General features: G+C 66.1%; 9 protein-coding genes and 1 pseudogene. 7 read left to right on the top strand and 3 right to left on the bottom strand.

What is annotated here, in order from left to right:
* The first annotated feature begins 285 nt into the window (after positions 1-285).
* The 6 genes from FCH28_RS40170 (at position 286) to FCH28_RS33940 (ending at position 7,600) form a co-directional block, all read left to right on the top strand.
* Positions 286-720, top strand: coding sequence for a WhiB family transcriptional regulator (locus FCH28_RS40170; RefSeq protein WP_136744098.1), 435 nt, complete (start codon positions 286-288; stop codon positions 718-720).
* 1,440 nt (positions 721-2,160) lie between these two features.
* Entirely contained in the window at positions 2,161-2,949 is a 789-nt protein-coding gene (locus FCH28_RS33960; RefSeq protein ID WP_136744059.1) for a hypothetical protein, read from the top strand.
* Complete coding sequence (locus tag FCH28_RS33955; protein ID WP_136744058.1) at positions 2,946-4,268, top strand: 7-cyano-7-deazaguanine synthase; 1,323 nt, start codon at positions 2,946-2,948, stop codon at positions 4,266-4,268. The genes FCH28_RS33960 and FCH28_RS33955 overlap by 4 nt, the downstream gene beginning before the upstream one ends.
* Positions 4,269-4,629: 361 nt before the next feature.
* Entirely contained in the window at positions 4,630-4,821 is a 192-nt protein-coding gene (locus tag FCH28_RS33950; RefSeq protein ID WP_136744057.1) for a hypothetical protein, read from the top strand.
* A 5-nt stretch (positions 4,822-4,826) separates the two neighbouring features.
* Positions 4,827-6,323 carry an N-6 DNA methylase gene (locus tag FCH28_RS33945; protein WP_246103459.1) on the top strand — a complete coding sequence of 499 codons (1,497 nt, stop codon included), beginning with the start codon at positions 4,827-4,829 and terminating at the stop codon, positions 6,321-6,323.
* On the top strand, positions 6,323-7,600 hold the full coding sequence (locus FCH28_RS33940) for a restriction endonuclease subunit S (protein ID WP_136744056.1): 1,278 nt from the start codon (positions 6,323-6,325) through the stop codon (positions 7,598-7,600). Before FCH28_RS33945 ends, FCH28_RS33940 begins: the two co-directional genes overlap by 1 nt.
* A 139-nt stretch (positions 7,601-7,739) precedes the next feature.
* Here the strand turns inward: FCH28_RS33940 and FCH28_RS40165 are convergent.
* Positions 7,740-7,988, bottom strand: a pseudogene (locus FCH28_RS40165) (5-methylcytosine restriction system specificity protein McrC); the annotation flags it as partial.
* Positions 7,989-8,801: 813 nt separating this feature from the next.
* Between FCH28_RS40165 and FCH28_RS33930 the strand changes: the two are divergent.
* A complete protein-coding gene (locus FCH28_RS33930; RefSeq protein ID WP_136744055.1) occupies positions 8,802-9,644 on the top strand; it encodes a PE-PGRS family protein in 843 nt (280 codons plus the stop codon).
* Here the strand turns inward: FCH28_RS33930 and FCH28_RS39560 are convergent.
* Both FCH28_RS39560 and FCH28_RS39555 read right to left on the bottom strand, forming a co-directional pair.
* A complete protein-coding gene (locus tag FCH28_RS39560; RefSeq protein WP_246103450.1) occupies positions 9,574-10,200 on the bottom strand; it encodes a hypothetical protein in 627 nt (208 codons plus the stop codon). The two genes, FCH28_RS33930 and FCH28_RS39560, sit on opposite strands and share 71 nt — an antisense overlap.
* Before the next feature lie 141 nt (positions 10,201-10,341).
* Complete coding sequence (locus FCH28_RS39555; protein WP_246103449.1) at positions 10,342-10,818, bottom strand: hypothetical protein; 477 nt, start codon at positions 10,816-10,818, stop codon at positions 10,342-10,344.
* Positions 10,819-12,512 lie beyond the last annotated feature (1,694 nt).

Raw genomic sequence — 12,512 nt, 5'->3', positions numbered from 1 at the left:
CCCCCGGAGTTCTCCGGATAGGTATGGAAGACCGGCCGCGCGCCGGGAATCGCGACGCGGATAAACGGGGAGGCCCACCCCCCGACCAGGGCGAGGGCGGCAACGCCGGCTTTCCGGGCTTGTGCTCGGGAAGCCGGTACGCCTCGGGGCCGAAACCACGATCCGCTACCTCTTGCCGTCACACCGGGCGTGACCCGGAAGACATCAAGTGGGTGCGCCGGGCAGTTCCCAGCTCACCCTGGCTATTCACAGTGGACCAGACATGGCCACGGGCTGGAGCACTCGATGGACAGCCTGCACTTTCTCGTCGGCCGCGAACAGGAGCTTCGCGATCTGATCCAGTCGTCTCAGCGCCGGGACTCAGTCCGCGCGGCTTGCAGGGACGTGGACGTGAGTCTCTACCATCCCGAGGACGGGGAGCGTCCCGCCGAGGGCCTCTTGGCCGTATGCGTCGGCTGCAGGGGCCGCTTGGAGTGCCTAGCCCTGGCGCTGCGGGCGGAGGACCCGGAAGCCCGTCACGGTTGGTACGGCGGCCTCGGCCCCGCAGATCGCGACCGCATCGCGGCAATGCTCCGACTTGCCAAGACTGCAACGTCCCTGCCGGACCGAGCTCTCATGGCCATCCGCCTGGGCCGAGACGGATGGCGGATCAACGACGTCGCGCAAGTGCTAGGTTGCTCCAGACGAACCGTGCAGCGCTACCTCCGTTCCGTGCGCTGACACCAAGCTGGCACTGCCGTACGCGCATGTGGTGATCACCGGGCTGTCGAGACCGACTCAGAGAAGGCACCGCGTCGACATCGAAAGCCGCCAAGCCCTGACGCCTCGATACACGAGGGCTTCCTGCCGGTAACCCATTGCAAGCGAGGCCGGGGGAAGGCCCCGGCGTCGCCGAGTGCGCTTCGTCTCATCAAGACTCATTGCCGAGCTCTGTCTGGAGCTCGGCAATGTGCCGTTGGGTTGCCGTCGCGCTATCTGTGGACGGGGCAGACGCCTCGGCGGCTGTCAGTTCCCGGGCGAGTCGCCCTCGATCGGCTGCCGCGCGCTCGGATGGTCTGGTCGTCGCGACATGCGGGCCCTACCGCTCACTGCTCACTACTCCTCGACGTTCTTCGCATTCTGGGCAGTCGACGACGCGGGTGGAAACGTAGGAGTTATCGCGATGTTGAATGGTCGCAACGGAGAGTGAGGTTCCTGCTATCGAGGTCCTTGTGTTCCACCTGTAAGGGCCAGGCACAAACAGCCTGGCGAGCCTCTCCATCTGCTTCGGCCCTACCGGCGGTGGTGGGCAACAGAAACGGCAATGCGTCACCCGAGAACCGCTGATGCTCCACCGACCACCCTGGCAGTTGGCGTGTCGCTCGCGGAATCTCCGGTCGGCTTCCTCGTACTCATGCCTCTCCGACTCGGAAAGCTTCATGAGGGGATACCCGTCCCCCAGCCCATCTTGCATAGGCTCTCCGCAACCCGGCAGGGCTCACCGGCCATGTATTCCGCCCAGCTGAGGCGCGTGCCTTCTCGCTTCCACCTTCATTCCGCTCACGGCGCCGCCGGTCATCAGCTTCGGCATCGAGAGCCGAGCGCACACGTTGGCGGCTTCCTGTCGCTTCTGCCCTGCTGTGAGCTTGGCCATGAGCTTCACCCTCCGCTGCACCGTGTTCTCGTGCGCGACCGCAGAAGCATGCTGGCGTGGCAGCCTCCTACCCGGTTGCCCGTGTGCCGGATGACGACTTGTAACCGGACTTGGATCGCAAGCGGCCTTCAGGCGACTGATGTTGTCTGGCGCAGACAGTTCGGAGGTTGCTGATTTGATACGCCGTCAGTGAGCCCCTCTCGAGCCGTCGGCAAGACTGACCCTCCACTGAGCCTCGCCGAGTTGGCCCGGTGCTCCGCAGAGGGCATGAACAACAGGACACACGACGCAAGGGCCAATCTTGCCAGGTCGTGACCTGCCCCGTACCGGGACTTGTGCGGGTGTCTGTGACTCAGCGCTACGGCTCCTCACGCCTCTAGGTGTAGGCGTCACGGGAAGTGATAGCCCTGGCTGTTTCAGCACATGGCTGGTCCGCGGGGCCCTGGCCGAGTCCCGCCCTACCTGGGGATCGTCCGGTCTGATGCCATGGACGAAGTGCAGGTTGGGGCACCATCGTTGGGGGCGATGTGGGGACATCCACGCGATGGAAGGGGCCGAACGGCGATCGGTGGAGTTCCGCTAGGAGGCGGCTGGCGCGCTGGCGGGATGACTCGCGCAACGCGGATCAGCGGCTGGAGGAGATCGCGGCGGATCACCTGAGCGCGCTGCACGAGACGCTCCGTTTCGATCGATCGGCTTTCGGGTTGTACGACACAGCCTGTGCGGCCGGTGAACGGCTCGCCGGAGCCCTGGGGGCGCTGGCCGCAGAGGGCGCGGAGTCGGAGGCCGCGCTCGTCGCGCGTCTCGTCTCGGAGGTAGGTGGGGGCGGCGGCACACTTGCCGATGCCGCGGTGCGCAGGGGGATGGCCGCGGCGGTCCGCGATGTCCGGAGCAGGCATCCCGAGCTGGACGACGCCATGGACGGAGGCACCGCCGGCGGCGGCTTCAGCTGGGACATCCTGTGCGATCTCTACCAGGTGTTCTTCGCCGACATGGTGGGGGAGTTCCTCAGGTCCGTTGTCGCCGAGCACGTCAAGCTGGCGGTCCCGGTGCTCATAGCGTCCGATCCGGAAGGCAGGATCGCCGACTGGGTTGCTGAGAAAGTGGTGGACCTGGTGCCGAATCCCTGTGAGGAGTCCGCCGAAGCGACGGGCCTTGCACAGGCTGTGGATACCGCGCAGTCGGTGGTGGACGCTGTGCAGGATCCGTCGGCCGCACTGCCCGAGATCGCCGAGTTGTTGGTACCGCGGGCGGTCGGAAAGGTGCTTGGCCTGATCACCGAGGAGATCACCGGAGAAGAGGGAGCTTCGGCGTGACAGATTCCGACGACTTCCTGTGGTGGCGCGGCACCCGGAGCGACCGACCTCGTAGCGACCGCTGGACGGAGATCGGCGAGGAAGCCTTCCAGGAAAGGGAGCGCCGCATAACCGGCCGGCACCATCTGCCCGGTCCTGTTCCCGACTGGGCCGAGGATCTTTTTCGCATCGCCAGGGCCGCGTTTATCGCCGACAAGTACGTACGCCGGACCGGAGTATGGGACCGGTGGACCCGCCGCATCAGCCTCGCCGTACCCGTCACGGAACACGAGCGTTGGGGAAGCGCAGCTGTACGTACTCACCTCACCGCGCTCCTCCAAGTCCTCACTGGGGACCTATGGAATGTGGACTTCCGGCCTCTCACCGGTCACTACGTCGAGGAGGCGCTCGTCTCTCCGGGCGACCCGCGTGCCTCGGAAGTCGCGTTGTTCTCCGGTGGACTGGATTCCCTCAGCTGGGCCGCCACTCGTTCGCGCGCTGACGACGCTCGACCGCTGCTGCTCGTGATGTTCCGCGAGATCGGCCTGCTGCGTCTCCAACAGCGGGTTTACAAAGCCGTCGAACGACTGGGCGGAGCACGGCCGGTGCTGCTGTTACCGATGAGCCAGACCCCGATGGGCGACGGCTCGGGGGCACGGCTGGAGACCTCCTCCCGCACACGTGGTCTGCTGTACGCGGCGGGCGCGATCCGCGCCGCCACCGCGCACGGGGTGAGTACTGTCCACATCCCCGAGAACGGCCAGCTCGCTCTCAATCCGCCCCTGACACCGGCACGCTCGGCCGCTTGCTCCACGCGTTCCGTGCACCCGCGGACGCTGGGTAGTCTGAACGCCTTGTTGACAGCCGTGAGTGACACGGAGAGCGCGGTGCAGGTGGTCAACCCCTTGGCGCAGCTCACGAAAGGTGAGGTGTGCAAGGCCGGACGTGACGCGGGGCTCACCCCGTCCGACCTGGAGTCCACCCTGAGCTGCGGCAAGCCTCCAACCCGCCGAAGCGGCGGCCCTCCCATCGCCAACTGCGGCGTCTGCTTCCCGTGTCTCGTGCGCCGCTCCGGACTACTCCACGCCAACGACATCGACGGCACCCGGTACGAGGCATTGCCGTGGGCGGACGGCCTACCGCTTGACCGGGGTGCCGACTGGCGCGCACTGCAGCGGTGGTTGCTCGGCCGGTACACCCTTACGGATGTCTTCACCGATACCCCCCTGCCGCCGGACACGGACCCGGCGGTGGCGTTCGATTTGATCAGGCGCGGGCGGGAAGAGTTGGCCCGGCTGCTTCAGATTGCGGATGCGACGGAGGTAGCTGACGCGGCGTAGGCGGCGCAGACGAGATCCGGCTCGCACCAGGCCGCCTTGGTGTTCATGGGACGACATCATCGAGGTGTCCTGGACGCAGTACCTGCGCAGAGCGTCCACTGATCTGGTCAAAGCCTTTTCGCCTACCCATTCGGATCGTGAGTCCAAGGCCCGGACACACCCCCGCGCCGACTCGCTGCCTTGAACCCCAAACAACGTGCACTCGACGACAGTGCTTGAACTCCGGGCGCGCGCCTAGAGAAATCCCAAACGGCGTGCACCCAGCAGCGCGCAGCCTGCGTCTTCTACTGTCCTTCCTGAAGCCAGGGATCACCGCTCACTTCGTCCACTGGGAGATCCCCCGACCTCAGGAAGGAACCACGTGCAGTTGAGGCTGATGTACGTGATCATCGCGGTCCTCGCGGCCCTTGTCGCCGCTCTGGTCGGCAGCGTCGTGACCATCGTCGAGGGAGGGCGTCCCACGGCGGCCTTCAAGACCGGGGCATTGACCTTCGCCGGCTCCCTGACGCTGCTTTTCGTGGTCATGGGCGCCCTGGGTGTGGTGGGCTCGTGAGCGACATGGGTGCCCTTGGAGGGCACGTGCAGGCCGAGGGTGCCTCCTCGCTCGACGAGGTGTTCGCGAAGGTGCGCCGACACCGCACGCACCTCTCGCGGCTGATGAACGCCCACGACGCGACTCGCCTCGTCATTGGGCTGCTGTACCTGAGCCGGACCGCGCACGCCGCTCCCGGCACCGGCGTACCGACATGGTCGTGGTTGCTGGGTCAGCCAGCAGGGCGCGGTTCGGGTATCCGCGCTGCCGTGATCAAGTGTCTGAGCCACTGGCTTGCCGCAGTCGACGGACAGGGCGCCGACGTGGGCACGAGAAGCCTGATGCCCGCTCCGCCCCCTGGTTCCGAAGGACCACTACACGCTCTCGTCCAGGCCATCGGCTCCACCCAGCGGGTCGGGCCCCTGCTAGACCAGTGCCTGCGTGATCTCTCGGCGGACCAGGCAGACGGCAGCCACTACTTCACACCGGGTGACATGGCGCGTCTGATGGTCGGTGCGGCCGTCCCCCGTGACGGGCACAGAGTGCTGGACCCGGTTTGCGGTTCAGGGGGACTGCTCGTCGAGAGTCACCGCTATGTCCGCGAACGCGTCGAGCTGAACCCGGCCATGTCCTTGCATGGAAAGGAACAGCACGCCCACACCTCGCAGGTGGCCCGCATGAACTTCGCGGTGCGGGGGATCACGGCTCACGTCTTCCCGCCCGGGGACAGCCTCGCGGAGCCCGAACCCGAGCCCCACGACATTATCCTGGCCAACCTTCCCTTCAACCAGCGCGACTGGGCGCCGGAGGACAAGACGGAGAAGGGCGCCCGCCGGTCGGGTCCCCCGCTCCCTGTCGATACCCGATGGCCGGAGGAACCGCCGTCTCGAGGGTCCGCCAACTCCGCGTGGATTCAGCACATCGCGCACGCGCTGGCTCCGGCCGGACGTGCCGTCTTCCTGATGGCCGACAGCGTGGCCAACAGCAGACAACCCGTCACCCGAAGGCTCCGCGAACGCCTCCTGCGTGACGATCTAGTCGAGTGCGTGATCGCTCTGCCACCTCGCGTGTTCGGTCACACCAAAGCCCCCGCCTGTCTGTGGGTGCTCAACAGGGACAAGAGCGCGCGCCCCGGCTGGGGTGTCCTGGACCGTCGCCGGCAGGTGCTTTTCGTCAACGCGCGGCGAGCCTTCGAACCGGTCCCGGAGTCGAGAGCACGGAGGCTGGGCGACAAGAACACGGCATTGATTCTGACCACTCTGGCGGCCTGGCGTGGCCTCTCCGAGAACGGTGCTGCGGCCGCCCCGTACAACGACGCAGCCGGCTGGTCCCGAAGCTGCCCCATCGAGGAGATCGCCGACCGCGAGTCCAGCCTGATGCCGACCTCGTACGCCGTGGAGCCTCCCAGCCCTGAACGAGACACACGGAGCCGGGTCGAGCAGCTCAAGCTCGAACTGGCCGATCAGTTCCACCAGATGCGCGACCTGGAACTCCGACTGCTGGACGTCTTGGAGGAGATCTGATGGAAGCCAATGCCGACCAGGTCGCCTCGGGTAGAGCGGCTTGGCAGACGACCTCCATCGAAATCGAGCGGCTCCACCGGGACATCTACACCACCTCCGGTTTCCTCGACGAAGCGGCTGCCGATCACGCCGCAGGAGTCGTCAGCTCGACGTTCGTCCAGGACGGCAGGATCCTCTCGCCCAGGACCAAGGAGTGTCGGCCGGGCAATTCCGCGCCCAGCCGGTCAACCCTCAGGGAGGGCGACCTGGCCGTCGTACTCGTCCGGCGGGTGGGCGATTCCGCGCTGGTCACTGCCGAGCACGCGGGATGTACGGCGACCAGGTCGATCGGCATCATCCGCGCTGAGCCGCACATAGTGCGGTGGCTGCATATCTGGCTACAGACACCCACGGCGAAAGCACGCATCGACGAGGACGTGACGGCACATGTCGAGCCCACCATCAGCCTTGACACCCTCCGCCGCATGCCGTTTCCGCTGCCCCCGCCAGACGTCATCACCGCGTACCATCGGGCCTTCGGCCTCATCGAGGAGATGACCGCCCTCTACCAAGAGGCCGCGCGCAAGGCTGTGGAACTGGCCGACGCACTCCATGACGACTGGGCGTCGACGATTCCACCGTGGGAGACACGACCGCTCGCGAAAGTCGCCAAACCGAAGACGGGCAGAGGTTCCGAACGCTCGCTTCTCCCGTTGCCCACAGAACCCACCACCGATGTAACCGATGTAATCGCCCCCAAAGATCTCTACGACCTCCCCGTGCCCCACGTCCAGAGGTTCCGTCTGAGCAATCCAGCGAACGAGGGCGACGCACATCCGCCCGGCACCTTGATGCTGAGCACCCGTTCCGACGGCGCACACATCGCTGTGCCGAGCCGACCAGCAACACCTCTCAGAGGCGTCGTGGCCGTACGACCTAATGAGGACGAGGACGGCTGGTGGCTCCTCCACGAACTCAGGAGCCGGAGAAACGACATCACGCGGCTGGCGCAGGGCCAGAACGGCAGGGAAATCTCCGCCGGTGGCCTCAAGCGCCTGGAGGTCACCTGGCCGGACCAGTTCACGCGCACCGACTTCCACACGATGGCCGATCCCCTGCACGCCATGGCGCGACTCCTGGTCGCCAAGATCGCGACGCTGCACACCCTGCGGGACGCGCTCCTGCGCGACATCTCAGCGAAGGCCGGCGTCCTCCGGGAACCGACAACCAAGCCGGAAGAGCAGAGCGCTCCGGCTCCTCGTCCCACCGCGGGCCCCGCATCACGGGGTATTCATTAGCGAGTGCGGCGGCGATTCGTGACATGGCGGTAAGTACTGCGGGTGGCTCAGCAGCCAGCGGCACGGCGTGCTGGATGAGCTCAATGCCAGAGTGCCGGACCTGACCTAGGGCTGGTCTCTCCCCCGTAGCGTAGATGAGGTGCCCGCGGTCGAGTCCCAGACCGAGGCAGTACGACGCCATCTGGTAGAGGTCAGCCTTCAGGAAGACGCGCACCGAGTCTGCCTTGTACTTCGCGTCGGCCACCCCGGCAGCTGTGCCGTCACCACGACACCAAACGACATCGGGGAGCAGGCGGATCCGGTGCGCCTCGTCGACGAAGTGGCGGCCGCCATCGGTGATCACATATCCGGAGTACGGACCGAGCGCTTCCCGGAGCGATACAGCGACAAAGTCCTCGAAACCCTTTCTGTGTTGATCAGCAAGCCATCCACGGGAACGGTTCCGCCGTCGTCGAGTTCGTACGAAGCTCCTCTCAGGACGAACTCACCAACACGGATTGCGGTACGCAGGGGCGCGTTGTCAGGGCCAGCAGTCCAGTCGGGCAAGGCTCGTGTCGATGGCACGTCTCCCACATCGGGGACAGCAGCGATCACCCGCCTGAACTCGGGGATACGCCCCCGCACCACCAACCGCTCCACGCCGAGTGAACGACGCGCCTAACTCCCCGTCCTCGGTAGTCGTCCCACTCCAGCGGCTTGCGGACCTCGCTGCTGTCGAGCACACCTGGTGGTCAAGCTCCCTTGATGGATACGTCCAATGCATCGGCGGCGCGTACCTCGTCAAGCCGATCCTCCACATAACCGCGGTCAAGGCCACTGAGAACGCTCAGCCGTGTCAGGCAACTCAGCTGAAACGTGATCATCTGGGAACTTTAGTTTGCAGCACTGTGGGGACCAGATCTCGACGCTGAGTGCTGCGCTGGCATCTCGGCACGCTGGGCCCACGTCGCTTCTGGCATGCGTAGACGCCTCATGCTCGGACTGGCCGAGCATTCGGCGGGCGGCGCTTGACGTCCGTCTGGTGATGAGCTCGACCTCGCGAGTGCGTGTACTCGGCGAACTCCGTTGTGCATGCAGGGAGTCATGTGTGATTGTCGAGCACCGATGCCTCGCTGGGGCAGCGTCAACCAGCGGTCAGCTCGCTCTGGCAGTTGAGGCGAATGCTCAGTGGCGTGCCCAACCGACCTGGCTCAATAGGCGCATGGAGATTGGTGAACACTGGGCCTACCGCGCGAGGCCGAAGGATCTGGGTAGCGAGGTTCGACGGGTGGAGGTCGTTCGAGTGGGCGGCCCGGGCAGGTCTGGCTGGATCCATGTGCGGTTTCTCGAAGGCGATGCCGCTGGGCTACAGGAGTGGGTCAGTACCGGCTCTCTCGTAGCATCGTGGGCGGATGTCGATACGTTACGCGCGGACGACGCGGCGGAGTTGGCGCTGGCGGAGTCCTCTCGCCACGTCCGGGGCAGCACGGATTTCGAGGCTGCCCGTATGATCCTCGGCTTCGTCCGTCCGAAGAACAGGCTGCGCCTGCGCCGGACGGTGGCCGACTCTGGGGTTATGGAGCTAAGCCGCCTCGATGAGACAGCACCGCTCATCGGCATGGACGCAGCCGAACTCCGCAGCGACGCCATGGTCTACGAGAACCGCCACGGCATGTGCCTGGCCGGGTGGCCGGTCACCGAGCGCGTCGCCCGCCCAGTGGCCGGCCGCCTCGCCGACGAGATCCTTCCCGAGGTGCACCGCAAGCTGCAGGACATCGAGCAGGAGCGTGCCCAGCCCATTTGGTACTCCTATAGTCGGCGGGACGACCGGAAGCTGGACGCGGAGGCAGCTGTCCTGCGAACCGTCCGGGCCTGGTGCGGCGAAGACAAGGCCGACCGCTACGACGAGTTGGTCGCCCTGCGCGCCGAGGTCATCAGGCTCGGGGAACTCGTCGAGAAGGCGGTCAAAGCCCTACGCGACCGAGGTCACGGTGTCATCTCCTCCACCATTGAGCGCGACCTTGGCTTCCACATCGCCACCCTTGATCCTGATATGCGTCGATGACGCCACGCCACGGGTCCGGCTCTGGCTTGGGAGGCGCTGGCTGCGCCGGTGGCTTCTCCTTCTCCGGCCGGTCGGGGTGCCAGCCGTCGAGGAACGGTCGCAGTTGCTTCTTCGTCGGCTTCGCGTGGAAGTCGCGGGCGGCCAGGACCTGGCCGTCCGTGGTGGGGTCGAGCCGATCGGCCTCCGTGTTCCCCCAAGCCGACCACTCACGCAGCCTCTCGACTTCGAGGGCATCTTCCGATGTGGCGGCGACTTCATCCAACGCGGCACAGAACGCCCGGATCTCACCCGCGGACCGCCACTGCTCAAGGGCCGTGCCGAAGTGCTCGGCCCGTACCATGTGAACCGCCTTGATTGAAGCCGCACTGACGACGGCCTCCCACTCCCGCCGCTGGCGCTCCTCCCGCTCCGCCGCCAGCCGCCGGCGCTCGGCCTCCTGGCGCTCCCGCTCCTCTCGCAGACGCCGCTGCTCCGCCTCTCGTTCCCGCCGGGCCCGCTCCTGCTCCTCAGCACGCGCCTTCAACGCCCTGAAGATTGACGCGATCTGCTCCTCCAACGGCTTCTTGGCCGTGTCGGCCCATTCCTTCTTCCAGCCGTAGTTGTAGCTGTAACCCGAGTTCTCGCTGACCAGCAGCTCCAGTTCGCTGGACGGCTCGAACTTGTGGGCCGGCGTGACCCGCTGCCAGTCGTACGTGCGTCAGCCCGGCTGCTTGGGGACGTACCGGACCTGCTTCTGCCGCTCACGGAAGCCGATCTCGTACGTCCTGCCGTGGACGGTGAGCAGCGGCCTCGGCTGCTTGCGCTTCTTGGCCACCGCGATCTCGCCGTACCGCGCGAGTGCCTGATCGGCGAGCAGCCGGAGCAGCACGAGCAGCCTTGGCAGGACCTCTTCGGAGATCTCGAAGGCGCTGTGGTCTTTGGTGACCGCAGCGAGCGCGTCCTTGACGTCGGTGATCACACGGCTGCGCGCCAGGCGGATCCGGTTCCACTCGGTGTCGTCCTCACCGGTCACCCGGAGCAGGCCGAGAAAGAAGTCGCCCGTCGCCCGCCCGCTGTACTTCAGGTGGTACCCCTCCGGAGCGCACTGCCGTGCCGCGTCGAACGCCCTGCGATATCGAGCCCGCTCCTCGGCGCTGGGGTCCGGGATCCGAAGGAATCGTCCGGCCTCCCGCACCTGCGCGATGAGTGGGGCCCCTACAGTCGCTGGTGACGGGCGCGGGGGTTTCACGGCACGCTTCGGCGCGGACTTCGTCTCGGTCGGGGGATCGGCATCCTGCTCAGGACCAGCGGCAACCAGTACCTCGGCTTCAGACGCTGCAGCGCGAGGCTTGCGTGGAGCCGGCTCCGGACGGTCGGGATGGTGACCATGCTCCAGGTAGAAGCGACCCGCGTCGGTGATCTCCGCCTGCCACCTCCCTTTCTTCCTGGGCATGGTCACCAGGCCCCAGTCCCTGAGCGCGCGAGCCGTGACGGCGAGCTTGGGGCTGTCAGAAGTGACGGGCTCGGTTCTGCCCCCAATGCGGGTGAGGAGTGCGAGCTGCCGGTCATTTAACGGAGACCAAGGGTGCATGGCGATCGTCGTATCGTTTCAGGTGTCCTCGGCATAAGCCGTGCAGTGACTCATTCGGGGCGCGAGGCGTACACAGCGCTGGGAGAAGTGGCACGCCACTCCCGGGGAGCGGCCCGGGAGCCGGGTCCCGAAGATCACACCCAGTTTGCTCCCAAATGGCTCCCAAAACAGGGTTCCTTCAGTCGGGGTGGCGGGATTTGAACCCACGACCTCTTCGTCCCGAATGGGGTTCGGACAAGGGCCTGGCCAGTGTGGACGGGTATCTGTGCTGGTCAGAGGCTTGGTGCGGGTTGGTGTGATGCGGTCTTGGCGGGCCTCCGAGAGAAGATCATCTCCCGGATTTCTCCCAGAGCCCGGGCGCCGCGATGGCTCGTGCGAGGCTAAAAGGGGCGCTCGCTGCGTTGCAGTGGCACATTGCTTGCGGCCCTGCCTCGACTGGAGCGGGTGACGGGAATCGAACCCGCGCTCTGAGCTTGGGAATCAATGGGGGTTGTGACCGCCATTGAGGTGCTGACCTGCGGAAACGTGGGCTATAGGGTCGGCGGGGAGGTCCAGAGGGCACCAGTATTGACCGTGATTTACCGCTCGTTAGGGCAAGCAGGGGGCACGGTGCTGGAGCGGGGCGCGACCGTGGCAAGATCCGCGGCGCTGCTCGGCGTGGCTGCCATTCCGCGGGACCTTGCCGACGGCCTGCTGTGCGCATGCGAAGCACTATCCAGGGACGTACGTGAAGAACAGCTGTCCTGACTGTCGGAGCTTGCTGGAAGGATCTATGCCATGGATGCTTCGAGGTCTGTCAACGCCACAACTCCTGAAGAGGAGTTGGGGGTTCGCCCCAGAACGGCACCGCCGCCGTACGCCATGATCCTTATATCTCCCCACGGCGTGGCGCACCTGCCCGGCAAGTGCAACCACCATCCCTACAAGAGCCACCAAGAGGCGGGCTGGGGCTGGGTGAGGGAACCAGATGAGGGGGTCTGGGAGGGGATCAGGCGCGAAAACCCACTCCAAGCGACGCACGGCGATGCAACGCGTGTCGCGTGGAGACGATGTGGTCACTGCCTCACGTAGGGGGCGACAGAGCATCGAGACTGGCAGCGGCCCCGAGCAGCGCTGCGTTCGTGCGGGCCGAAATCAGTCTGGTCACAGATCGTGCGTCCGGAATGGGCGAACGCGACGAACACGAACAACCCCTATGACGTGCTGCACGCATGACCACTCTCATCGCCCCTTGTCATGGCCTTGAGTACGACGCCACACATGCGGCCCAAAGCATCCAACACCGCCCGTTGGTGACA

Source organism: Streptomyces piniterrae, from assembly GCF_005048155.1.
GTDB classification, from domain to species: domain Bacteria; phylum Actinomycetota; class Actinomycetes; order Streptomycetales; family Streptomycetaceae; genus Streptomyces; species Streptomyces piniterrae.
Note: the sequence above shows the minus strand (reverse complement) of the source record. Positions and strands in the feature narration are given on the sequence as shown.

Coding starts and splice junctions, on each gene's coding strand:
- FCH28_RS40170 (WP_136744098.1), top strand. CDS start 286: ATGGACAGCCTGCACTTTCTCGTCGGCCGCGAACAGGAGCTTCGCGAT.
- FCH28_RS33945 (WP_246103459.1), top strand. CDS start 4,827: ATGGGTGCCCTTGGAGGGCACGTGCAGGCCGAGGGTGCCTCCTCGCTC.
- FCH28_RS33940 (WP_136744056.1), top strand. CDS start 6,323: ATGGAAGCCAATGCCGACCAGGTCGCCTCGGGTAGAGCGGCTTGGCAG.
- FCH28_RS33930 (WP_136744055.1), top strand. CDS start 8,802: ATGGAGATTGGTGAACACTGGGCCTACCGCGCGAGGCCGAAGGATCTG.